Source organism: Fibrobacter sp. HC4 (genome assembly GCF_023373925.1).
Taxonomy (GTDB): domain Bacteria; phylum Fibrobacterota; class Fibrobacteria; order Fibrobacterales; family Fibrobacteraceae; genus Fibrobacter.
In genome coordinates this window covers 36,202-60,857 of sequence record NZ_JALCZV010000016.1, presented here as the reverse complement: position 1 = coordinate 60,857, position 24,656 = coordinate 36,202, and the positions used below count along the sequence as shown (strand labels likewise).

Sequence of the window (24,656 nt, the reverse complement as noted above, 5' to 3'; positions counted from 1 at the left end):
ACAAGGGCAAACAGATCTTTCACGAATCATTAGGCCTTTTCGCCTTTCTTTAAACGAGGGCGACGAACCACGAACAGGGCCGCTCCCGTAAGAACAAGCGCAACAGAAATCATCTTTCCAAGAGGGAATGCCTCGCTAAAGACCAAGGCTCCCGCAATCGTAGGAACAGCAGCACCGACAGCAGCGCTGAACGGGATAATAAACAGGGCTCTGCCCCGAGAAAAAGAAACTTGGGAATACAAGAAGGCAATGCCGTAAGTGACAATATAACCCAAAGTTCTAAAGTCTAGAAGAAGGGCTCCCACGGAAGAAAGAGTCACATTGTCAAGGTCAAAATCCATGGCGAGGCTCTTATAGAATGCAGCCGAAATTCCAAAACCCACACCCATAATCAGGGAATCCACCATTTCGCGATCCTTAACCCAAAGGTGAGCAACAAGGGTAGCACCGCAAACGACCCCGGCATAAGCCCACAACATAGAAACATCCTGTACGCTGGTCGCTTCGCCAAGGGATTCTACAGAATAAAGAAGGCCTACCACCACAAAGCAGATCGCTACAACAATACGGCGAGTCAGAACTTCTTTCAGAATAACAAAACCCATCAATGCCGTCAAAACCGGATTCAGCACCATCATAGGCTGCACCTGACTCAAGTCATAGCGTGCCATGGCTATGTAATAACCAATAGTCGCAAGGCCGGAACAGCTGATGCCCAACCACCAAAAGCCATTACTCAGGACGCCTTTCAGAAACTGCCAAGGATTAGACACACCACCAGTACGTTTGCCCACGGTGGAAACACCCGATTTTTCAAGGATATTTCCGCAGGCAAAAAGAAACGCGGGGCCAATGGTCAAAAGAAGAAAAAGCATGGGGAGTTAATAGTGAAGAGTGATGAGTGATGAGATTCCTTGAGTGTCATTCCGAGCGAAACGAAGTGGAGTCGAGGAATCTAGCGGTTTAGATATCAATTACGAATTATGAGTTAATAAGCTAGGAGCCTTCGGCGCGATTATTTACCTCAAAGGAGCCCCAGGCTCCGCCCTCATACCTCGTACCTGTCGCCTCGCGTCTTACAGTTCGTCGTAAATTTCCTGATAGATCCAGTAATTGCCCATGACGCGCTTTACGTAGTCGCGGGTTTCCCAATAGCTCACATCTTCAGCACGGACATCCCAAGGGAGGCCCTGGCCTGCAGCCTGCCAACGTTTGGTGGGCTTGGGACCTGCATTGTAATTGCCCAGGACATACATATAGTCATCGTTATACTCAGCCTTCAGATCCACAAGGTAACGGATGCCCAGACGGATGTTCATATAGGCATTGTACAACTGCTTCGGATCGAAGTTCTCGATATTTTCCAACTTTGCCAGGGTCTTTCCTGTAGCGGGCATAATCTGCAGCAAGCCGCAGGCGCCAACAGGAGAAGCAATTTCAAAGTTGAAAATGGATTCCTGACGCATAACGCTATACACGAAGAAGGGGTCGATGCGATCACCGGAATGGAACTTCACCTGATCGCGATAAGGAATGGGGAACAGGTAATGCAGGACGGCAATGGGCGGAGCCATAAGACGGCGACGGTCCATATTGTTCTGGAACTGACGAGCCAGACGGTAACCGGCAGCAGTTTCGCCCACTTCATAGAACAGCTGACCATATTCATAAAGGAAGTCCAGACGCTTAGCATTCTTCTTGCGAGCTTCATCGTAAAGAGCGAATGCCTGATCCGTAAAGCCATAATGGAACAAGGTCTTTATGCGGTTATAACGTTCCGGGCTATAAGTAGCGTCAGGCTTGCCCAGCTTTTGAGAGTCACGAATCCAGGCCAAAGTCTGTTCGGGCGACATGGGAATACCATGGGCATAGGGAACGTCCTTCGCATCCATCAGCTTGTATTCCACCAGCTTCATGCGACTACGATGAGCGTAGTAGGCCAGCGGGAAATCGCGGATACAATCTAGGTAGGCTTCGCGGGCCAGGGAATCCTTGCCCAATTTCATGTAGGCATCCCCCAGGAACATGCGGGCGCCACTTCCACTCCAGAGGAACTGATCCTTGGTCGCATCGGTGAAAGCATCGATAGCTTCCTGCCACTTTTCCTGCTTGAAGTAGACAAAGCCAATGCGGAACTTGGCCCACTGACGCTTAACATTATTTTTGAAACGCTTGTGAGAAAGCTCGCGGTAGCAAACTACGGCGCTATCATACTTCTGATTCTGCTCGTATTCAAAGCCACGAACCCACAAATTGTTGGCGTTTTCCTTGCTGTACTTGCTTACGTCGGCCAGCAGGGAATCGAACATCTTAATTTCGCGGGCATACTTGCTAGAGTTGTTGCGAAGCAGACGCAGGGTAGACTGAATCCACAGAGGACGCATTTCCACAGAATCCAGCAAGAATCGGAACTGCTTAATGGACTCATCTTCCCGCTTCAAGCCGCGAAGAGCGACAGCGCGTTTTTCCCAAAGGTTAATTCGAGTATCCATGTCCAGGCTGCTCACAGGCAACTTGCTCTGGATAGAATCTTCAGGAAGAGCCACCGCAGATTCCGGAGACTTAGCAAGCAAGGCCGCATCAAGAATCTGAATGGAATCCAGCAAGGTCAGGCAGCTAGCAGCCTCATCCTTGGCGCAGGCCATCTTGGCATAGGCCACCTTCTCCGACAAGCTTTCCGGAGCGCCCTGAACCTTACGCAGGCGACGAATGGCCGAGAAAGCAGAATCCTTATAAGAAGTAGAACTTGTCAACAACTGCATGTAGACGCGTTTCGCATTCTTCAGCTGCTTGAACTGTTCCAGATACTTGGCATAACGATACTTAAGGGCAGAAGCATCGTCAGACTTAGGATACTTATCAATAAAGGCCTTGATGGAATCTGCATGGGCACGATCACTCAAAGTAGAATCGGCCATGGCGGCCTCGATACGGAGGCGGCTTGCCTGACGGTCCCAGGAGGCATCCTTTTCCATGGCCTTGTTCTTCTGGAGGGTTTCGCGCATCTGCTTGAAGTCACCCTGCTGGAACTTAGCCTTGGCCATACGGAGAACGACGGCACCATCCAAGGCCGTATCACGGCCCATCAATTTGCTGTAAGCGTCAAAAGCACTATCCCACTGTTCCTTATAGAAGAACTGGGCCGCATTGGCAAAGTCACGAACATCCCTAGGCTGGGATTCGTCCAGGCTCAAGGCGCGGGCACGATCATATCGAACCACCATGTCCTGGAATCGATTTGGGGGAATCTGTTCAAGTTCTGCATACGGATTTACAGGTTCCACAGGCATAGAAGCCACAAGGCTGTCAGTTGCCTGAAAGGGCTGCGGAACGGCATTATCTATAATAGGTTTATTCTGAACAGAATCCGTCTGGACGGAGTCAACCTGAGCATATGCGCCCACTGCACACATGCTTATTATTGCAACAAAAACACCAAATTTCACTTTTCTCTTACTTCTTGCTGTTATCGGCCTGGCCCACCACACTAAGCACGCCCAGGTCTCTAATAGCCTGCGCATACTTCTTGTGAAGATAGGCGTTTACGCTTTCGGCATCGTCCATCTGAAGCACGGTCAGAGCCGTTTCCCTGACATCTTCAAAGTTGATGGATCGAATAATCTTCTTCGTAGACATGACGTTCCATGGAGTCATGGAAAGTTCATCAATTCCAAGGCCAACCAGCAGCAAGACGCTCATGGGGTCAGCACTCATTTCACCGCAAACCGCCACAGGAAAACCTTCACGATGGGCGGCCTTGACAGTTTCATAAATCATGCTAAGCACCGCCGGATGGTGCGGCTGGAACATGTCTGTAATAAGTTCGTTGGTACGGTCCACAGCGAGGGTGAACTGAATCAAGTCGTTTGTACCAATGCTGAAGAAATCCACTTCCTTGGCAAGCTTGTCAACAATCATGACAGCGGCAGGCACTTCAATCATCACGCCCACCTTCACCTTGGCACACTTCTTACCTTCGGCTTCAAGTTCATCACGGCAGCGTTTGATGCATGCCTTTGCACGGCGAAGTTCCGTCATGCCAGAAATCATGGGCAGTAAAAGTCTCAGGTTGCCCTTGGTATTTGCCAGGAGCAAGGCCTTCAGCTGGGTACAGAAAATATCTTCGCGATCGAGGCACACACGAATGGAGCGCCAGCCCATAAAGGGGTTAGACTCACTCACTGCATTAATGCCACTAACCAGTTTATCACCACCAGCATCCAGAGTACGGATCGTCACTGGGCACGGAGACATTGTCTCGAGAATATAGCGATAGGCATCGCGTTGTTCATCCTGCGTGGGAGCATCCTTGCGCAGGAACAAAAATTCAGAACGATAAAGGCCAATACCCGTCGCACCGAAATCCGTTACTTTATCTGCTTCACCCGGAATTTCGATATTGGCGTGGAGGGTAATATACTTACCATCACGGGTCATAGGTTCCAGCTGTCGCATGGTAAACAGTTCGCGACGCTGGCGTTCAAAGACTTCCTGCCTTTCGCGGAAATCCTTAATGTCTTCTTCGTTGGGGTTTACGACAACCTTGCCGCTAGAGCCATCAACAATGACGACGTCCCCAGCCTTGATAATGGCGGCTGCGTTACGCAAACCAGAGACTAGGGGAATCTGGAGAGAGCGTGCAAGAATGGCCACATGGCTAGTACGGCCACCGGTATCCATGGCGAGACCGCTCACCTGCCCCGGCTTAATGGACATCAACAGGCTAGGCAGAAGTTCATGGCCAACCAGGACAACGCCTTCTTCATGAGCCACATCCTCCAGCACAGGTCCGGAGTCTTCCATGGCGGCCATCAGACGATTATACAAATCCCTAAGGTCAGCCGCCTTGTCTCTCATGGCCGCAGAATCAATAGATTCAAAGCGGTCAATGTAAGCCCCAAGAACCACATGCACAGCCCAGCGTGCATTCTTACGGTCCTTGCGAATCTTATCGATAATACCATTTACCAACCCGGGGTCCTGAAGAATCATCAGGTGGGTTGCAAAAATCAGGCTATCCTTCATGCCTGCGCGGCTTTCGGATATTTCCTTGATCTGGGCGATTTCCTTGGCAGTCTTGCTAACAGCCTTCAAGAAAAGCTGTTCTTCGTCTGCCAGTCGACTTTCAGGAAGAGTTTCCTCTACTACAGAAATTTCTCGGTTCGAAACCGGGAAAACCCGGCCCATAGCGAAGCCGGGAGAAGCGGGAACGCCGGTCAGTACAGTGCGTCGCAACGAACCGTGAACCGGATTCAAGCCATCATTCTTAGCAGGGTTCTTCGTTGAAGTGGTCATTGAACAAACCTTCCAGCAAGGAAGCTACATTCTCTTCATCTTCACCATCGATTTCGAACTTTACTTCGGAACCAGCGGGAATAGCAAGCATCATCACGTTCAGGATGCTCTTGGCGTTTGCCTTGGCCCCTTCAAAAACGATGGAGATGTCGCTCTTAGCCTGGCCGGTAATATCAACAATCATACCGGCGGGACGCGCGTGAATACCCAACTTGTTTGTGACCACTAATGTCTTAACTATCATTTTTTCCTCAGAAAATATCCACGTTGACGTCCAGACCGTCCTGCAGAATAATACGGAACAGGCTATCAGCCGAATGAACCGTCTTCACGATGTCGTCATGCAGGGCTCTGTCGTTCAACAAAATACCGGCGGTGTTGTCCTTGGATTCCAATTTAGTCTGGACTCTTCCAACCAAATCATCTAGGTGCTTGGTCACACCTTCCAGTTCGCCAATCAAATTATTTGCGTTACCCATCACCTTATCGGTACTTGCAAACATATTGTCAATGGGAGACTTTACACCATCAATAAGGCCATTCACCTTTTCCGTCACCTGGTTCAAGCCTTCCAGACTCTTCTTCAGCTGGGGATCGGTGGTATTCAGCATAAGCATCAGACGGTCTTCCAGCTTTTCAGCCTTAACAAGCAGGGTCTTGAAACGATCCTGGAATTCCGGATTGACGATAGTCTGGTTCAGAGCCTTCTTTACAGATTCCAGAAGGACCTTGGTACTATCGCAAACTTCACCGGCAAGGCCGATGGCTTCTGCAATACCGGCGTCGAACTGACCCGAAATGGTATCACCCGGGACGAAGTAGCTTGTGGAATCGCCGAGAATCATACCGATCTGACGTTCACCCATGATACCGATATTCTGCACTCTGATTTCGGAATCCTTGGGAATCTTCACGTCGGTACGAAGTCGGATCGTCACCACCACGCGGTGTCCAGAAAGTTCGATATTCTCGACCTTACCTAGACGAACACCGTTCACCTTCACAGGGTCATCCAGCACAAGGGTACTGACCTGGGTAAAACGCAGGTAGTAAGTGTTGAATGTTTCGCGAGGATCCTTTTCGTTCAGGAAAAATACGCCAAATACAAGAATAATGAGCGCCAGTATTACAACCAGGCCCACAGAAAAATACAGTGCAGAATACTTTTTCATTTGGCTTTTAATCTAGTTATTATTCTTCGATACGTTTGATAGGACTATTATTTTCAATGCCATTTACATGGCGATCCAGCCAATCATACAGCAAAGCGTCGCGTTCTGCCTTGGGGAGCAGGAACTTTTCGCGGCCTTCCTTCTGCATGTATACATCCAGATAGGTCATCAGCACGCCACCAGCCACAGAAACATTCATGGATTCGGTAATGCCATACTGAGGCAGCTTGAATTCATAGTCGGCATGGGCCAGGGTGTCCGGGTGGTTACCATGGAACTCGCTGCCCAGGTAAAAAGCGGTAGGCTGGCTCAAGTCCAGATCCAGAACGGAGTTGGTAGTATTGGTGCTGGCCACGGCAATCTTATAGCCCTTGGCACGAAGCTTTTCCATGCAGAGCATGCGCTTCTTGTAAAGGTAAAGGCTCATCCACTTGTAGGAACCCTTCAAGATGGACTTGTTCACGCTATAGGCGTTATCTTCTTCGATCACGTGCACATCCTGCAGGCCAAAGACTTCAGCCGTACGGATCACTGCAGAAATGTTATGGGGATCGAACAGATCTTCCAGCACCATGCAGAAATGCCTTGTACGACGGTCAACGACAGAAGTCAACAGTTCCTTTCGACGGTCCGTCACACGGGCCAGCAGGGATTCCAAGCTTTCCTTTTCGATCAAATCACTCATTTTTTTCCTCTAAAACTTGATTGTCCTTCACTATAATTGGAACTGCGTCCAAATCCTGTTTACGCTGCGCGACGCGTTCCTTCTGAACCTTTTCGAAGTCGCCTAGTTTCCAGGGCGCCCCATTCACCACGCTTTCAAAATCCAGAACATACTGAATATTATCCACTGACTTCAGGGATGCATTTTTCAGCATGGGCTCCTTGTCCCCAGAGAAATACTTGCCGGCAGCCTTCTTCACATCTCCCACAATATGGTCGATCTTTTCATTTACCACTTTCTTGAACACACCCATCTGCATAATGGAATTCAAGACGGAGTTGGCCGGGAACACAATAGCCGTTAATTTGTACTTAAGTTTCGTCCTCGAAACGGGATCCATGTCCAAATAGGCAATTGCAGTACCATGCAGGGACCATTTCAAGACCTTGGCATGTCCGTATCCGAAGAACAAGTTGCGCAAGCCCAGCTTAGTACCGGCACTATCCTGCAAGGCCCAGTAGAATTCTCCAGAAAGGCTGCGGCCATTGCTGCCATTAAAGAACCGACGATTCCGATGAGTATACTCGAGGGTGTAGTTTTCATCCAGGTAAGCGTTAATCAGCTGTGCTGTAAAAGGCATATTGTCAAAGAGGTAGCTGATCACATCTTCATTTAGCGGAAGGGTCCCCTCGTTCACGTAAATCGCACGATACTTGCGTCCTAGGCGAGCGAAAACCTCATACACCATAGGCTGCTTGGGATCAGGGTTGAAACCACGACTTACAATTTCCTTGTAGGGAGCGCAGAATTCATCGTTGTACTTCACCTTAGGCCATGGTTTCAAGTCTTCTTCGAAACAACCTTCAAAATCCACATTCAGGCAGGCCTTGAGCCCCGAGCAAAGAGAACGAAGGTCATCTTCATTCCCGAGTTTTTTCTTCAGGAATTCATGTTTACCGATTTTCTTCAGGGAATCTGCCGAGATCGCGGTAACAAAAGAAGCCGCAGAATTCGTCGTTCCAGAATCCTGGGCAAACGCCGGCAACGCAAGTCCAAGGACAAGCAGCACAAAACCAGCAATTTTAAAGAAACCGGCTATCACTAGTTACGAAATTCCAGGCTATCCAGGGGGACAACGGTAAAAGGTTTAATCGATTCAAGTTTTGCCACAGGAGCCACAATGGAAACAGTCATCTTGGACCTGTCAAAGTACTTTGCCACCATGGCCTTTACCTGTTCCGGAGTCACAGCGTTGATTTCCTTGACATAATCCAGATAATGGTCAAAGGACTTTCCAAGCAGTTCGCCCTTGGCAAAAATGATTGCCGTAGAAGAAGGGCTGTCAAACAGGCTGGGCAGGCTTTCGATCAGGGACTTCTTGGCCTGGGCTAATTCTTCTTCGGTAGGACCTTCCTTGGCCAGCTTTTCCACTTCTTCAAAAATCAATTTCATGGCAAAGTCCACCGATTCCACCTTGGTCTGCAAGGCGATGGTGGTCATGGCCGTATCGCGATAATCATTACCGACGGAACTATAGACACTGTAGGCAAGACCTTCATCACTGCGGACTCGATTCATAAGACGGCTAGTAAAGCTTCCGCCGCCCAAGATGAAACTGGCCACTGCAGCCGGATAGTAATCCGCATGGGGACGCTTTACAAAAGGCTGGTTCATGGAAATATTGGCCTGGGTAATATCCTTGTCCACCACGTAAATTCCAGGCTTGTTCAGGAAGGTCAGCGGTTCAGGCTTCGGGCGAGCTACCTTGGCAGAATCCACCTTCCAGTTCGCAAAGAATTCCTTTAGGGCAACAATTGCAGAATCCTTATCCACATCGCCAGACAAGGCGAAAATGATTTTCTTCGAAGAGTAGACACCTTCTGCCAGACGCTTCACATCGGCAGGAGTGACAGCCTTGTATTCCTCGGCGTTGGCATCCCAAAGTCTTGCGTTGGGGGCATAATTAACCTTGCTCTTCAAGGCAGACAGAACCTTAGCCGGGGTATCGTATCGACGGTCGTAGGCCGTCACATAGTTAGCCTTTATAATTTCAAGCTGTTCCCCATCAAAGGCGGGAGCCGTAAGAACCTGACGGGCCATATTCATCATGCCCGGAAAATCCTTGGACAGGCAGTTGATATCGAACATGGAGCTGAAAGTTCCAACAGAGGAACTGAGACCAGCACTAATGAATTCCAGGGAATCATCCAGGGCATGGGGAGTTATTCCACCACCGCCACCACGGCGAAGCATGGAACCCACCATGGAACTGGCCGCCTCATCCTTCAAGGAGCTAGGCACATCCGATTCATCGAAGTAGACCGTAAAGTCAACCAAAGGCAGACTTCTATCGCTAACGATATAGCCCACGATTCCCGAGGCGATTTCTACGCGGTAATCCTTGGGATGGGGAGCCACATACTGGAACTCGGGGAACTGAACATCCTTATAGCTCCCGGGAAGTTTTTCTTTTGCAGAAACTTCAACCGTTTCTACCGTTTCAGCCTTTGCAACGTCGGTCGCAACAGCGGATTCCACAGGAACCGTTTCGTCAGCCTTTTGAGTTGCCGGAGCAGAAGCGCAGGCACCAAGGGCAATCGCCAGGGAAGACACGCAAACACCGGCGGCACCATAAAAAAATCTGGAATGTCTATTAGCCATTTGCCCCTCAAGATAGCAAAAGAAACGACCGCCCATTTTTCAGGATTCAGTATTTTATAACTTTGGGCCATGTCAGGAAAAATCCGTTTCGCACCAAGCCCCACCGGCTACCTCCACGAAGGCCATTTGCTTTCGGCACTTTACGTCTGGGCCGCCGCCAAGAAATGGGACCTGCACATCCACCTGCGAATTGAAGATCACGACCAGGGAAGAGCCCGCCAAGCCTACATCGACGGTATCCGCGAAGACCTGGAATGGCTCGGTTTTGAGCACCACAGCGAAAGCATCCAGAGCGAACGTCATCACATCTACCAGGCAGTCCTGGAAGAACTTTCCCAGAAGGACCTAGTGTACCCCTGCACCTGCAGCCGTAAGCAGCTGGAGGCCGAAAATCCCAGAAGCGAAACTGGAGAAATTATCTACCAGGGGAAATGCCGAATTTTAGATGAGAGACGAGAGGCGTTTGGCCACCTTCAGGTGGGAGACAAGGAACCGGAAAATAATGGGATGGGGCTTGCGCCCCATAGCCTCAGGGTTAGAATTTCTAACAAAATAATAAACTGGAAAGACTATCGTCTCGGAGACTTCAGCGAGAATCCGTCAGAACAATGCGGAGACTTTCCCATCCGGGATCGCGACGGTTTCTGGACTTACCAATTCGCCGTCTGCGTCGATGATTTGCATCAAGGAATAACCCATATCGTTCGAGGCGAAGACATCCGCAATTCCACGGCACGTCAGATTTACCTCTCAGAATTAATCGCCAACGTCTGTGCCGATTCCACCCGCATACAGATGCCCGCCTACAAGCGCCCCTTCTACCTGCACCATGCCCTAATCGTGGATCCCAACGGCAAGAAGCTTTCCAAACGTGAGCTAGCTCACAGTATTCGGCAAGATAAGGAAGATGGCATAACCCCCGAAGCCCTCATTGGCCGAGTACTTTACAAGGCAGGCTTCCAAAATACCCCCACCCCACAGCCCCTAAATGCGGCAGTTGAACAAATAATCCATACTTTATAAAGTTTACGTAATTTTTACGCGGGGGAAAAAATTTATATTCATAGTATGGCTCAAGTGTCTCCTTCTGCAATCATATCGAAAATTCGTCAAGAAGCAGCTCTTTTTGATTCAAAAGATCGTTTACTGAACTTTTCTACCAAGGGTGACTTCCAATCTCCTCTTATTATGGAGGCTGGCGACCTTTTCTTCGAAAAGTGGAAAAATTCCAATGGCCCGCTGCCGCTGGATTCCTTCTTCCCTGTGAGCGACAAATTTAGCGCACAGCAGAAAGCTGAAACCATTGAATCCGTCTGCACCGTCCTTAAAGAAAAAGACGAAGATTTCGGCAGATCGGACCTGTACCTTCTTCTGGGCTTCCTGAAGTGGGACGGAAACGCACTTGCACCAAGCCTTTTAATCCCCCTCGATGTCGACACGACAAAGAAGACTCTCTACATTTCCAACAGGACTCCTATTGAGAACGTAGTCCTTAGGGAACGCCTCAAGGATTCCGTCCCCCTGCCCAAGGCAGGCGATGCAATCATCAATGGGCAGTTCAGCCTCTTGCTGTACTTCTCCATGTTCGAAAAGTCCATCGCATCCATGAAGAGCTGGAAGTTCACTCGTCATGGTCTTTGCCTGGGATTTTTCAACACCGGTCGACTCCTCCTGAAAAACCGTTTTGAACAGGGATGGAACGACAAGAAAATTGACACAGCCCCGGTACTTTCATCCCTTCTTCGAGAAGACGGCTTTAAGGTAAAGGAATCCATCTTCGAGGAAAAAGATTTCAATCAGGTATTCAATCCCTGTGAACATCACTTCCTCTATACCATCGATTCCCATACTAGCAAGGCTGCCATAGACGCCCTGGATCCAGAAGTAGAAGCCTACGCAATCCAGGCGCTGCCGGGCACCGCAAAGATGAAGGTTGCCGCCAACATCGTAGCCGATTCTGTCGCCCAGGGGAAGAACGTCCTTGTGGTCAGCCGCAGAGCAACCACAGCCAGGGAATTTCTGAACACATGGAAACCGCCTTTCCGCACGTTCGCCAACGTTGACCGCAATGCTGTCGCCCAGGAACTCCATAAGGCCCGCAAGGATTTTTCAGACTACTATGACGCAGTCAACAAGCCCCTGCAGCCATCCGGCATCATGCTTTCGGGCCTTCTCAAGGAATTCATCAAGGCCAGAGCCCCCAAGCAGAAATTCCCGGAGACCATTTTCCAGGGAGTACCCGAACTTAGCTTCGAAAGGTACGAAGCCCTTAAAAAAGATCTTGCAGAGCTGACTGAGCTATACTTCGAGAAAAACGGCATCGAAGCCCGTACAGCCTTCCAAGGCGTCAAGGTTCCTAGCCTCACACCAGAGCAGAAAAACTCTCTGGCCGATGAACTGAACCGCGCCGCCGAACGGGCCAGTGAACTGGATACCATCCTCAAACGACTTCAGGAAGCAGGCCTGTTCCCCACAGGAATCTTCCTGGCCGGTCTCTCCGATATCCTTGAACTATTCAAAGACAACTTTAGCGAAAGCACACCCACCTACGACCAATGGCAGCTCCGTTCCAGCAACTGGGACGCCTACAGAGAAACATTGTCCATGCTGCCCGAAGCGGGCGACAAGTGGGTCCGCTACCGCCGCCAGACGTCCGACATTTACACCGACAATGCCGTAGACGAAAACATCCTTACCGCACGCGAAGACTTCGTTGAAAGTCAGAAGGCCACCCTAAAGGGTCTGTCAGACCGTTACCGTTCTTCTAGGCGCCAGCTCCTCCAGGTTCTCCGCAACCCCAAGGAAGTCCAGTCCGACGCCCAGCTTATCGACCTGATAGACACCCTTCTGGAACTGCAGGACAACAAGAAGGCATACAAGGAATCAGCCGTTCTGGGCAATCACCTCCTCGGAAAAGATTGGCTCTACGAACGTTCCAACTGGATTGAACTGAATACCAAGATTCAGTACTTGTACGACTTCCGCGACAAGCACAAGGACAATCCTCGTTTTGAACTGCTCCTGCAAATTCTTGAACAGTGGAGTCTCTTCAAAGACCTACAGCCCAAGTTGGGCGATCTTTGCGAAGCCGTACGCAGTCTCCAGCAAGCCATCCGCAAGATTACCAAGGAAATGAACCTAGAGGAACCTCTAGAAAGCCAAAGCATTGAAAAGTGGTTGGGCACAATCAAATCCTGGAACAAGAACTGGGATAGCTTGGACACCCATCTACAACTGTCTGCCCTTACAAAGAAAATCGCAGACTACAACTGTCCCAACCTTTCAGCATTCCTAAAGGATCCCAGCAAGGCCAATCGGGAAATCCCGCAGGCCGTAGCTCATCATTGGGCAGGCTCCCAGGTGCAGACCGCAACCAAGGTTTTCCCGGAACTGTTCTCCTTGAATCCCAAGGCACACGCCCAGAAAGGCAAGGAATACAGAGACATCCAGGACCGTTTCTGCAACGCGAACTTCAGGGAATTACACGACACTCTTCAAGCCTCGCCCGAAAGGTTGACATCCATCAGTCTCAGCGATTCTTTCTGCCTGCCTGAAGACAGACACTTTGACATCGCCATCATTCTTGATGCAGAATGCGTCTCTGTCGTAGAATCCATTCCTACCCTGCTCAGCGCAAACAAGATTATTCTTGTGGGTGACCCCCACTATCCCGCTCTGGAACCGCTCACTTACGACGCCTTCCAGGAACCGCCGATTTCTCATACGACACTGTTCCACGATAGCATTCTGTCAGCCTCTCTTCGCCAGGGCATTTCTACTCGCGAACTGTGGTTCTCGACCCAGTATTCCGACGCGACCCTGGTAAGTTTCGCTAACCAGAAAATCTATAGCCGCGGCATCAGACAATTGCCTGTTCCCAGTCGCGAAAAATTCACCGGTATCAAGCTCAAGGTCGTCCAGAACAAGGTGAATGCAATCGCACAGGCAGCCATCCGCCATGCAGAAAAGAACCCCAGCAAGACCCTAGGTATCGTGGCATTCCATCAGACGACCTGCCACGAAATCGAGGAATGCATCAAGAATATGGTGGCGGCAGGTTCCGCAACGGCACGATTCTTCACACAGCAGAATCCGGATATCCGCTATTACGTCAAGACCCCGGAACGAGCCGCGGGACGTTTCCGCGACGTGATCCTTGTTTGCGCCGAATCCGAAGGCGTTACTGGAGTCAACGGCGACAACAAGATAGCCGTCTGTTCCACTCTGGCAAAGCACGAAACCCACGTCTACATTTCCGAAACGGACCTCGCCAAGCAGGGCAATGCCAAGCACAATCTCTTCTGGGACTGGATCACCTACCTGCAGGCCAAGGACTTCACCGAAAAGAACGACCTTCATACAGCAGGGTCCGACATTCACGATTCCATCGTCGACGCCCTTAAGAAAGAAAACTTCCAGGTCGAAGACTCCTTTACCAAGGGAGGCATTCCTGTGGGACCGGTCGTGGCAGACGCCAATAATCCTAGCCGCTTCCTAGCACTCATCGAAGACGACTGCACTACGGAACGTTTCCGTGAATCCGTGGAAGACCGCGACTATATCCGTCCTACCATCCTGAAACAGACTGGCTGGAAGGTCCTGGCGCTCTGGCTCCCCTTCTGGTACATGGCAAATCAGGATGAAGTCAGCCACCTGGTAACAACGCTCGCCATCGAACAAAGTATCGCTCCGCCTCCCGCCAGCGACGAAGAACCGGAAGATGAAGACGAACTGGAAATGCCCGTCAGCGAAGGACCGCAGGTGGTGGCCTACCAGGTGCAACACCCCAAGATCGAGGGCACGCCCCACGACAAGCCTATTGCTGAACTGCCGGCTGCAGCCATTATCACCCAGCTGAAATTCTACGTAGATCACGAGGCACCGATTCACGAAGAGATCCTGATCCAGCGAATTCTGGAGCTGCATCACGTGGATCGCGCAGGTCCTGTACTCCAAAAGGCACTGACCGAAGCCCTGAACCAAGGTCTTCAGAAAAAGCGCTTCGTCAAGACCGGCCCCTTCTACTATTCCCTCAAGCCCCAGGAATTGGTTCCCCGCAACAGGAGCGGCCGCCCGGACTTCGAGAGGAACCTGGTTTTTGTTGGTCCTGAAGAACGAGCCCTGCTCCCCTCCAGCATGGACGAACACGCTATCAAACAGGCACTCGGCCTGCTAGTGTAAAAAGTCTAACGGTTATACAAGAAAAAGGTACTGCGGACAACCGCAGTACCTTTTTTAATCTTTGCAGCAAGGAATCTCACAGCCCCAAAGGTCCGACAATTCCCTTCTACTTAACCTTTACTACAAACGCATTGATATTATAGGCAGAAAGTTCGCGAGCCTTATCTTCAGCGGCTTTCTTAGTAGTCCATCCACCGCCACGAAGCTTGTAGAACGGAGTATCGAATACAACCTGGATTGCATAACCCGTGCTAGCGGAAAGCTGGGCACGACGACGCTGAGCCGCATCAAAGTCAGCAACAGCTTCGAACTGCAGCATATAGTAACCGTCAGACTTGCCGGACTTGGTATTTGCCTTAACCACGGCGGCATTCTGCTGGGAATCAGCAGAATCTCTGAGGGACGCATTCAATACAGGCTTATATTCATGGCCCCTGAAAAGGGAATCCAGATCTGTGGGTTCGGCAGCAAACGCAGCAGAAACACCCAGAGCAAAAAGCGATACAACAGCTAAAATTTTTCGCATGGAGAAAATATAATAAAAAAGGAGCGGATAAATCCGCCCCTTTTTAAAGCACTTGTTATCAAGACTTAGTTGTTCTTCTTGAAGTCTTCCCATGTGCGATCAATGGGATATGCATTCTTAGACTTCTTGATACCGAACATGGAAGTCTTGTCCTTGCGGTTTTCCTTAGAACCGTTGATTCTGACGTAGGTATCGATCTTGGTGATGTATGCACCAGTACCAACCAAGCGACCTTTATCAGAAGTCATGTTCCAACCGATGTAGTAGTTGGTGCCATGAGTAGTACAGTTCTTGCCAGCACCACCGAAGAAGTACTTCTTGTTGTGCTGGAAGTTCAGATCGTCATCGCAGTAGATCTTTGCAGAGGAACTTGCCACATAAGCACCCAGGTTGGTGAAGTATTCAACCTTGTAGTAGAAGTAGAAGTCACTCATATCAACGTCTTCGTTAGCAACCTTCTTCTTGTCGTACAGAGCCTTCATGTCAGACTTGACCAAGTGACCCGGGATACCCCACTTGCTCTTGATGACCTGTTCGTTTCCGTCCAGAGAAGAGACAGGGATCGCGGTAATCGGGCTTGCGCAAGAATCAAGGAGACATTCAGCAGCATTGCCAGTGTAGGCGAAGTTCACATCGTAAACACCCACTTCGGCGTCACCGGTAACCAGCACCCAACGAGAGGGCAGACGCTTGGTTTCGTTGTAACCAGTGGGAGAGTTCCAGTGGTAATCTACGTCAAAGGAAGTACGCATTTCATTTGCACCGTAAGCGGTGGAATCCATGTTATCGCGCCAGATAAGCTTAGTCAGGTCGCCGCCCAGACGCAGGTAGTCACCAGCATGGGGAGACAGAGCGTTACTAGACGTCTTGTAAATCACGTCAATCTTGCCGTAGCCATCTTCACGAGAACTAGGAACAGGAACGATAGAAGAGGTCACCACAGTACCAGTCGGACCAGTTGCAGAAGCGAACTTGGCAACAGAGTCAAGGCTAGTTGCAGAATTCAGGTAGAAGTCGAAGGAAGTAGTGTTGGTCGGATCCAGCAAGGTCACCGGTTCAGAGAGAATCACGGTCAAGTTGTCGTAACCACTCAGTTCACCATCCTTATTCTTCTGGGAAATCACGATTGCTTCGATAGGTACAGGAGCGATACGATCCACGATGTTGCCTTCAAAGCCCTGCTTGATGTGCTTACCATTATCATCGAAGGATGCATAAGAGTAAACCTTACCGGTACCAGCAGTCTTAATGCGGCTAGAAAGGGTCAGGCCGCCAACTTCGAGGCGATTGTCGCAATAGCCAGTAGCTGCATCGAGATTCAAGCAGGAATACTGAGTCTTATTGACGATAACATTGCAGTACTTAACGGAGTCAGCCTTAAGGGTAGACATACCGTCCTTGAAGGGATAAATCGTATCCGCAGCAACAGAATCCCACAAGATGCAGATCTGTTCCGGCAGAGAGTCCTTATGAATATTGCGGTTGAAGTAGATGGCGATAGAGTCACCCACACCGTCCAGATATTCGCTAGCAACATAGTCGCTATAAATCTTCATAGCTTCAACAGGAGCTCCCTTTACGTCGAAGATATCAGCAAACTGCGGCACAGGTACCGGCGGTTCACGGAAGTAAATCGGGTGGTAGTGAGCCATGATAGCATCGCTACCGTTACCAGAAATGGAGATTCTGGCCGGGTTGCTGTTAGCAGGATTTTCAGCATCATAACGATAGGTCTTACATTCATTACCGCTGCAACGGATCTGCACTCTTGCAAAGCCATTTTCGAAGGGTTCAGATGCAGAAAGTACAAGACCTTCAGATGCCACGCCGGCAGCCATAGTCAAGCCAACGTTACAATCGTCGCACTTGTAGTAGGCAAAGGAACCATCGGCCTGCTTGGAGGGCTTCAGAATAACCATGTTGAAGTCCTGATCGGTATCAGTCCAACGTTCTTCGAAACCAGGAGCGGCGGGATCATCACCAGTAATTTCCTTCCAGTTGGAATCCCTGGAATCTACGAAGGCAAGCTGCGGCAGGTAGAAGGTCAGAGACAGAGCCTGCTTACCAGATGCGGTAGAAATCTTGTAGGTTTCCATGGAGTAATTCATATCACCAAGGTCAACAGTGACATAGACGGTATCAATACCACCATCGGGGCCAAAGCTGCGAGCAGCACCTGGATCAATGGGGGTAAAGGAGCCATCTGCTTCCTTAACGAAGTACTGCAGGTAGTTCTTTCCATCAGCGCGATCAGTAGTAGACTTCAAGGTGTAGCTAACGCTTCTTGCGTCATTGGGCTTGATCAGCACGGAATCAGAGGATACCTGGATTGCAGAAATATAAACCGGGACCAAATCGCTACCCATAGCGAAGTCAACCACTTCGTACTTGGACTTTTCAACACCCATGAAGCCACAGGTTGCCTTTGTACAGGGGTTTTCTGCTTCGGTAGTATCCAGGGCGGTAGCGTTATTGAAGACAACTTCCACTTCACCCTGAGACTTGTAAGTATAAACCTTGTTCTTGTCGCCATCGATATAGGCCCAGACAGTCCAGGTTCCCGGCGGCAGAGCAATCTGTTCGTAGGTGAACTTGGGCACAGCCGGGTTAGACAGGTCAATACCCGGAATAGAAGCGTCATTGGCCAGAAGCTGTGCAGAAGAGAGATCGGCAGGGAACTTGGTACCAGCGACCAGATAGTACTGGAACTTAAAGCTCGTACATTCAGACTTATTAACGAAGTCAGCACCGCAGCATTCGATGGCCTTATCGTCACCAGAAACTGCAGCAGCACAAGAACCTTCACCAGTCTGAGTATAGCACATCTGGTATTCAGGATTCTTGGGAGTGTAGTTTTCAGTCTTTTCCTTGGTAAGGGCAGTCTTCTGCTGGATGTACATATTGGTCTTGATACGAACGTTACTCATATCAGTACGACGGTCGCAGAAGAAGATGTCAATGTCATAGGTCTTGTTAGCAACGAGAGCACCCTGAGCACCGGTAAATTCATCCAGGTTCACGTAACCAGGAGCGGCAAGGTGGGTACCACCCAGGTCCACTGCCAACTTGTTATCGATATAGACCCAAATGTCATCGTCACCGCGGAAGGAGAACTGCATACCCGGACGGTAAACGAAGTGTGCGTGAGACTCGAAGCAGAACATCTGGTTGTTCATGCCAGAAATACGGGCATCCCAGGAAGTGTTGTCATAAACGTCGGGATTGGTACCGGAGTCGAATTCGCCGGCAGCCACAGGATAAAGGTCGATATAGGGGAGACCGCTCTTGGGTTCCAGGTCAGACCAGTCGGCCACGACACCCAGCTGAGCCTTAGCTGCAGCGGAAACCTTAGCCGGAGTACCGACACCGTATCTGACGTTGCCCAAACCCTTACGAGTAGCAGCAGCAGTAGCGCAAGTACCAACACAAGTACCGAGAGTAACGGAGTCCTTAAGGTCATTCAAAATGGTAAATGCACCGGTGGGTTCGTTATAGCTATCGTATTCCCACATACCGTCAGAAGACTGGGTAAAGAGCACGTCGCGGCAATGCATTGCATTGACATTGGGAGTTTCGCGGAACATCACGTCAAAAGCTTCCTGACTTACAAAGCAACCAGAAGCAGCATTGTAAGTCGGCTTCTTGGTCAGAGGATCCAGGAAGTCACCAACGATACCCTTGGTCACACCGATACAGGGAACAGTATTTGCAGCACCGCCACCCGGGAAACCATAGGGAGCAGAAGCCACATAGCAACCGTTAGAAGCCACAGCAGGATAAGCATCGCAAGTGAATGCGCCATGGAGGGCGGCATCGGTATCATAAAGGATTGCAGCCAAAGTATAGGAGCAGTTACCTTCGATTTCAGGGTCAACTACAGAGAAGAGCTTGCCATCCGGAGCTTCATCCGGGTCAGCAATAAAGTAAAGTCTATCTACACCGTATGCATCGAAGAATGCTTCAACGTCAATGGCTTCAAGAGTGTTGTTCCAACCGTTGACACCGATTGCGTCGGCCAACATTTCGTCGGAATCCTTAAAGAGAACAAAAGAAGTGGGAAGATCTTCGTCCATCCACACAGCGTAGTACCATCCGCACATGGTGGGGTCAACCTTGAAGGGCTTACCACCAGCGTAGGTTCCATTGTCAGAATACATGGGAACGGAGGCCTTCCATTCTTCATCGTCCGGAACCAAGATGTAGAAGTACTTGATGTTGGGCTTTTTACCGTAAGAGATAAGAGTCTTGCCGGCCTGCTTGGGGTTTTCAAGAATGTAGACATCACCCTTGCTGTTGGGGCAGGCGAAGTCACGGTTGTTCATGGGATAGTTGGGATCCTTGGCATTATCCTTCGGGATACCATTCCACTTGGCCGTCGTAATATAGCGGATCGTAGAATCCGACATCATCGTATACACGGTGAACGTGGAGTCGTAGGCTTCACCACCGATCTTGGAAAGGTCATATTCGTAATAACCAGTCGTTGCATTGTAGGTCATTACAGACGTAACCTTCTGCTTGTTATTCATAGCAGTGTAGAAAGTCACTGTCGGGGCATTATTAGCGCCCCATTCCAGAGGCGGCTGAAAATGCAGCGTACCGGAACAGCTAGACCAGGCGCTCTGCACTCCCATGAGCACCATACATGTACCCAGAATCCACTTAAAGGCTCCCGCGAGGAGAGTATTCTTCTTGTTCTTCATAGTATTATTATCCATCAATGGTTTTCCTTCCAACATTCTTTGGCATAACGGAAAGACCGGCCATTCCGAAATGCCACACCGGCTTGAAATTTATCCTTTTCTAGCGCAGAATGCCACTCATTTTTTGAAATTTAAGTAAAAAAAGCGGTACGTTCTGTATACAAATGGTGGATATGTCGCATATTCGTGCATACATCACGCAAAATCGCGATAACAAAATTTTACATTTCATTTTTAGTTGCTTTTTTGAGCAAACCCTCTCATAAATTGTTAGATTTTCATACGGAATTCCAGGAGAGATTTATGCAGGATATGGACCAGACAATCGCCACCGCTGGCAACACGATCAAGTTTCCCACAGCGGAAATGCGCCCCCACCTGATAGTCCTGTACCCGCCCACCCACTTTAAGCAGATCCCCCTGTCCAAGGGAATAACAGTCCTTGGCCGCGGAACCGACGCAAACGTTCGACTGGACGATGAACTGGTCAGCCGTAAGCACTGTCAACTTTACTTTGACGGCCGTTTCGTTACTGTTTCCGACATGGGCAGCACCAACGGAACCTATGTAGACGGCAATCCGGTCACCACCTGCAAGCTGGAATCCGACAATAGACTGCAAATCGGAAAAATGGTGCTGAAGGTCGATTATAAGGACCCCACCGAAGAAGCTTTTGACCAAAAACTGTATGAAGCCGCCACGAAGGACCCCCTGACACAGATCAACAACCGCAGAACCTTCATGGACCGCAGCCTGGGAGAACTGGCCCTGGCCCGCCGCAATAACTATTACGTCCACTGCATCATGCTGGACATCGACCACTTCAAGAAGGTCAACGACACCTGGGGACACCAGTGCGGAGACGCCATTCTCAAGGAAGTGGCCGCCATCATCAAGGATGAAAAGCGAGAATCCGACCTTCTTGCCCGCTACGGCGGTGAAGAATTCGTGCTGTTACTCTCTGGCGTAGGTGTCGAAGACGCAAAGAAAAGTGCCGAACGTTTCCGTTCTGCCATCGAGCGTCACCATTTTTCCTGGAAAGACACGATTGTTCCCGTGACAATCTCCCTAGGTTTGTCAAGCAGACAGGGAGAGCAAATCGGTAAAATGGAAGATCTGATAGCCTCAAGCGATAAACTTCTCTATATCGCCAAGGAAAACGGCAGAAATCAGGTGGTTTCCGAGTAAAACCCTCCAAATCTTGCCTTACAGGGAGCCTTTTTCTAAATTGCGCTCCCGAAATGACAAAAATACACTCAGAAAGACTGAATTCCTTCGGAACAGCCAGCATCCCCAAGCTGGTTTTGCAGTTTTCCGTTCCCGCCATCATCAGTATGGTGGTCAATGCACTATATAATATAGTGGACCGTTTTTTCGTAGGTCAGGGCGTGGGCAGCCTGGGCATCGCAGGCATCACCCTCTGCTTCCCCATCGCCCTATTCATTATGGCCATGTCCATGATCGTGGGCGTAGGCGGCAACACCCTTTTCTCGATCCGTCTGGGCGAAAAGAAGTACCAGCAGGCAGCCATCATCCTGAACAACTCCTTTGTGCTGCTTATTATAATGGCAGTGGGAGCCTTCGCCTTTGGCGAAATCTTCATGGAACCCCTCCTCAGGCTGTTCGGCGCCAGCGACCAGACCCTCCCCGTAGCCAGCAGCTACATGCGCATCATCTTGCTGGGTGCAGTTTTCCAGACCGTGGCCCCGGGCATGAACCACTTCATCCGTTCTATGGGTCACCCCAAGACAGCCATGTTCCGCGAAATTATCGGCGCCGTCACTAATGTGGCACTGGACTACATCTTTATCATGCGCCTCCACTGGGGAATCGAGGGCGCCGCCTGGGCAACCATCTGCTCCCAGCTGGTCAGCAGCATTCTCATCACCCAGTTCTTCCTGAAAAAGAGTACGCCGGTGAAGATCAATCGCCGCTACATGAAGTTGCGCGCCCCCTTCGTGCGCAAGATCTACATTCTGGGCCTGCCTCCTTCTGTAATGCAGATTTGCAACAGCCTCATGAACGCAATTCTCGCCTGGAGCCTGACTACCTACGGAAACAAGAGCATTGAAGCCTCCTCCACCATGTCCGGCGGCGACATGGCCATTTCCGCTTTCGGCATCCTGAACAGCATCGTCTCTATTATCGTGCTGCCCCTGCTTGGTTTTGTAAACGGAACCCAGCCCATCGTGGGGTACAATTACGGAGCCAAGCTCTACACCCGAGTCAAGAGCGTGGTCAAGTTTGCCTACCTTTACGCCATGATTTTCATGGTTCTGGCATGGGCTTTGGTCCAGTGGCAGGCCCCCGCCTTCGTAGCCCCCTTCGCCCCAGGCGACCTGAGAATGCAGGAAGTGGCTGCCAAGGCATTGCGCCTGTTCACCTGCACAATTTTCATGGTCCCGTGCGGTATGATTGCAGGTAGCTTTTTCCAGGGAACCGGAAAGGCAGGCAAGTCTATGTTCCTAAACGCTTGCCGTCAGCTGATCCTGTTCATCCCCTTCTTGATGATCCTCCCGCTGTTCTTCGGCCTAACCGGAGTTTTCTGCGCCCAGCCCGTAGCCGACGTGGGAACCGCATTTATCGGTTTGTATATGCTCCGTAAGGAATGGAAGCGAATGGTTTAACCAGCAATCCATTGAACTAATTAAACGTTTATCAATAGACATACAAAAAGCCAGCGCCTTTGCGCTGGCTTAATGTTTATCTAAACCGTTAGATTGTCTTTACTTGAACTTCACAATTTCATGGTGACGGCCGGAACGGACGACGAAGGTACCCTTGCTAGGAGCGACCACCTTAGTCTCGCTCGTTGAAACGGTCCCAGAAGCTACAACAGATCCAAGCATATCCATCACCTCGTAGGATTTGGGCTGAGATGCGATCTCTTCGTTAAAGACAATCACGAAAGTAAAGGGAGCAACCATCTTTACGCGGAATGTAGGTTCAGCATAATTGCGGTCTTCATCATCCTTTTCATCACTGCTGTCATTCTTTCCATTTTCCTTAGAACTGGAGCTGGAAGGATCGACATTGCCGTTACCGTTTTCTGCTCCTTCAGGATTCTTACCATCTTCGGTAGCAGAAGCAGATGAACCGGCAACAGGATTTTCTTCGGAACCGCCATTACTGTTAGAAGAGCCGTCCAATTCGCCTCCGTTGGAACCACTATCGGAGCTGCTGATTTCTTCTTCGAAGGTTCCATTTTCATCAATGGTAAAGGTCATGATCTTCTTTGTAGATTTATTGATTTCAATAAAGATGCTCCAACGGCCGGGAGCCAGCTTCATCTTGTCATAATAAATCATAGGTACCGAGGGATCAGTCAGATCAATGCCACCCACGTTCACTTCACCGGCAGTCAACATCTTTGCGGTAGACTTATCCAGGGTTCCTCCGCTTACTAGATAATAAGACGGAGTCAATCCCAGGGAAGCAAGTTCATTACCGCAAGTTTCTACGTTCTCACCACCATTCAGGGCAGCAGCGCAGGATCCGCCATTGCTTACGCTATAGCATACACCATAAGTGTAAGTTCCGCTGGCAGTTTTTTTCTTGCTCACCGTTAGGCTCTTCTTCTGCTGAAGATACATATTGGTACTGATACGGATGTTACTCATATCGGTTCGACGGTCACAGAAGAAGATGTCGATATCGTAAGTTTTTCCAGCAACGAGATTACCCTGAGCCCCCTTAAATTCATCCAGGTTTACATAACCAGGAGCAGCCATATGGGTTCCGCCCAAGTCAACAGCGAGTCTGTTGTCGATGAACACCCAGATATCATCATCGCCGCGGAAGGAGAACTGCATACCGGGGCGATAAACGAAGTGGGCATGAGACTCAAAGCAGAAGTGCTGATTTCCCTTGCTCTTTATGCGCAAATCCCAAGACAGATTGTCGTACACGTCAGGATTCGTTCCCGAATCAAACTCACCAGAAGCCGTGGGGTACAGGTCAATATACGGAAGCCCCGTCGTAGGTTCGATGTCGGCCCAGTTTTCCACTTTACCCAACAACGAAATTGCAGCGCTAGAAACATAGCTCAGCGAACCAGCACCATATCTCACATTTCCGAGTACGTTACGGAGTGTAGCGGCAGTGGCGCAGGTACCAGTACATACCCCAGCAGCAACAGAATCCTGAAGGTCATTCAAAATGGTAAATGCGCCAGTAGGTTCATTCTGACTGTCATATTCCCACTTGCCGTCTGCTGTCTGAGAAAAGGGCACATCGCGACAATGCACGGAATTAACGCCCGGAGTCTCGCGGAACATCACGTCAAAGGCTTCCTTACTGGGGAAACAGCCACTGGCAGGATTATAAGTCGGCTTCTTGGTAACAGGATCCAGATTTTCATTGACGATACCCTTGGTCACACCGATACAGGGAACAGTATTTGCAGCACCGCCACCCGGGAAACCATAGGGAGCAGAAGCCACATAGCAACCATG

15 protein-coding genes are annotated in these 24,656 nt (G+C 50.0%); 4 read left to right on the top strand and 11 right to left on the bottom strand.

Annotated elements, in window-relative coordinates; translation table 11 throughout:
• Positions 1-29 precede the first annotated feature (29 nt).
• The 8 genes from MMG03_RS11185 to MMG03_RS11150 all read right to left on the bottom strand — a co-directional run bounded on the left by MMG03_RS11185 (position 30) and on the right by MMG03_RS11150 (position 9,792).
• Positions 30-875, bottom strand: a complete 846-nt coding sequence (locus tag MMG03_RS11185; RefSeq protein WP_073233266.1) for an EamA family transporter — start codon at positions 873-875, stop codon at positions 30-32.
• 201 nt (positions 876-1,076) lie between these two features.
• Entirely contained in the window at positions 1,077-3,404 is a 2,328-nt protein-coding gene (locus tag MMG03_RS16140) for a lytic transglycosylase domain-containing protein (RefSeq protein ID WP_249506298.1), read from the bottom strand.
• Between the two features lie 49 nt (positions 3,405-3,453).
• Positions 3,454-5,295: a phosphoenolpyruvate--protein phosphotransferase gene (gene ptsP / locus MMG03_RS11175; protein ID WP_249506297.1), complete on the bottom strand. Its 1,842-nt coding sequence runs from the start codon at positions 5,293-5,295 to the stop codon at positions 3,454-3,456.
• Positions 5,267-5,539 (bottom strand): HPr family phosphocarrier protein, encoded by a 273-nt coding sequence (locus MMG03_RS11170; protein ID WP_073157561.1) that lies wholly within the window; start codon positions 5,537-5,539, stop codon positions 5,267-5,269. The genes ptsP and MMG03_RS11170 overlap by 29 nt, the downstream gene beginning before the upstream one ends.
• Positions 5,540-5,546: 7 nt before the next feature.
• A complete protein-coding gene (locus tag MMG03_RS11165) occupies positions 5,547-6,467 on the bottom strand; it encodes an MlaD family protein (RefSeq protein WP_073157563.1) in 921 nt (306 codons plus the stop codon).
• Between the two features lie 19 nt (positions 6,468-6,486).
• A complete protein-coding gene (locus tag MMG03_RS11160; RefSeq protein ID WP_249269426.1) occupies positions 6,487-7,152 on the bottom strand; it encodes an RNA methyltransferase in 666 nt (221 codons plus the stop codon).
• Complete coding sequence (locus MMG03_RS11155; RefSeq protein ID WP_249506296.1) at positions 7,145-8,233, bottom strand: hypothetical protein; 1,089 nt, start codon at positions 8,231-8,233, stop codon at positions 7,145-7,147. Before MMG03_RS11155 ends, MMG03_RS11160 begins: the two co-directional genes overlap by 8 nt.
• Positions 8,233-9,792 carry a pitrilysin family protein gene (locus MMG03_RS11150; protein WP_073233698.1) on the bottom strand — a complete coding sequence of 520 codons (1,560 nt, stop codon included), beginning with the start codon at positions 9,790-9,792 and terminating at the stop codon, positions 8,233-8,235. Before MMG03_RS11150 ends, MMG03_RS11155 begins: the two co-directional genes overlap by 1 nt.
• 69 nt (positions 9,793-9,861) lie before the next feature.
• Between MMG03_RS11150 and MMG03_RS11145 the strand changes: the two genes are divergently transcribed.
• Both MMG03_RS11145 and MMG03_RS11140 read left to right on the top strand, forming a co-directional pair.
• Entirely contained in the window at positions 9,862-10,815 is a 954-nt protein-coding gene (locus MMG03_RS11145; RefSeq protein ID WP_073157579.1) for a glutamate--tRNA ligase family protein, read from the top strand.
• 45 nt (positions 10,816-10,860) lie between these two features.
• Positions 10,861-14,973 (top strand): DUF3320 domain-containing protein, encoded by a 4,113-nt coding sequence (locus MMG03_RS11140; protein ID WP_073283370.1) that lies wholly within the window; start codon positions 10,861-10,863, stop codon positions 14,971-14,973.
• 106 nt (positions 14,974-15,079) lie between these two features.
• On the opposite strand, the gene MMG03_RS11135 is transcribed toward MMG03_RS11140, so the two are convergent.
• Positions 15,080-15,499, bottom strand: coding sequence for an SPOR domain-containing protein (locus MMG03_RS11135; protein ID WP_073283614.1), 420 nt, complete (start codon positions 15,497-15,499; stop codon positions 15,080-15,082).
• A gap of 65 nt (positions 15,500-15,564) precedes the next feature.
• Complete coding sequence (locus MMG03_RS11130; protein ID WP_217897597.1) at positions 15,565-20,217, bottom strand: fibro-slime domain-containing protein; 4,653 nt, start codon at positions 20,215-20,217, stop codon at positions 15,565-15,567.
• A 288-nt stretch (positions 20,218-20,505) separates the two neighbouring features.
• On the opposite strand from MMG03_RS11130, the gene MMG03_RS11125 reads away from it, so the two are divergent.
• Positions 20,506-21,390, top strand: coding sequence for a GGDEF domain-containing protein (locus MMG03_RS11125; RefSeq protein ID WP_083537912.1), 885 nt, complete (start codon positions 20,506-20,508; stop codon positions 21,388-21,390).
• A 53-nt stretch (positions 21,391-21,443) separates the two neighbouring features.
• Positions 21,444-22,829: an MATE family efflux transporter gene (locus tag MMG03_RS11120; RefSeq protein ID WP_249506295.1), complete on the top strand. Its 1,386-nt coding sequence runs from the start codon at positions 21,444-21,446 to the stop codon at positions 22,827-22,829.
• Between the two features lie 99 nt (positions 22,830-22,928).
• On the opposite strand, the gene MMG03_RS11115 is transcribed toward MMG03_RS11120, so the two are convergent.
• A partial coding sequence (locus tag MMG03_RS11115) for a fibro-slime domain-containing protein (protein ID WP_249506294.1) occupies positions 22,929-24,656 on the bottom strand: 1,728 nt, incomplete at its 5' end.

What these genes read in the sequence shown, in the direction of transcription:
- MMG03_RS11130 (WP_217897597.1), bottom strand. Translation starts at nt 20,217, where the DNA reads ATGGATAATAATACTATGAAGAACAAGAAGAATACTCTCCTCGCGGGA.
- MMG03_RS11150 (WP_073233698.1), bottom strand. Translation starts at nt 9,792, where the DNA reads ATGGCTAATAGACATTCCAGATTTTTTTATGGTGCCGCCGGTGTTTGC.
- MMG03_RS11120 (WP_249506295.1), top strand. Translation starts at nt 21,444, where the DNA reads ATGACAAAAATACACTCAGAAAGACTGAATTCCTTCGGAACAGCCAGC.
- MMG03_RS11185 (WP_073233266.1), bottom strand. Translation starts at nt 875, where the DNA reads ATGCTTTTTCTTCTTTTGACCATTGGCCCCGCGTTTCTTTTTGCCTGC.
- MMG03_RS11135 (WP_073283614.1), bottom strand. Translation starts at nt 15,499, where the DNA reads ATGCGAAAAATTTTAGCTGTTGTATCGCTTTTTGCTCTGGGTGTTTCT.
- MMG03_RS11170 (WP_073157561.1), bottom strand. Translation starts at nt 5,539, where the DNA reads ATGATAGTTAAGACATTAGTGGTCACAAACAAGTTGGGTATTCACGCG.
- ptsP (WP_249506297.1), bottom strand. Translation starts at nt 5,295, where the DNA reads ATGACCACTTCAACGAAGAACCCTGCTAAGAATGATGGCTTGAATCCG.
- MMG03_RS11125 (WP_083537912.1), top strand. Translation starts at nt 20,506, where the DNA reads ATGCAGGATATGGACCAGACAATCGCCACCGCTGGCAACACGATCAAG.
- MMG03_RS11160 (WP_249269426.1), bottom strand. Translation starts at nt 7,152, where the DNA reads ATGAGTGATTTGATCGAAAAGGAAAGCTTGGAATCCCTGCTGGCCCGT.
- MMG03_RS11140 (WP_073283370.1), top strand. Translation starts at nt 10,861, where the DNA reads ATGGCTCAAGTGTCTCCTTCTGCAATCATATCGAAAATTCGTCAAGAA.
- MMG03_RS11145 (WP_073157579.1), top strand. Translation starts at nt 9,862, where the DNA reads ATGTCAGGAAAAATCCGTTTCGCACCAAGCCCCACCGGCTACCTCCAC.
- MMG03_RS11165 (WP_073157563.1), bottom strand. Translation starts at nt 6,467, where the DNA reads ATGAAAAAGTATTCTGCACTGTATTTTTCTGTGGGCCTGGTTGTAATA.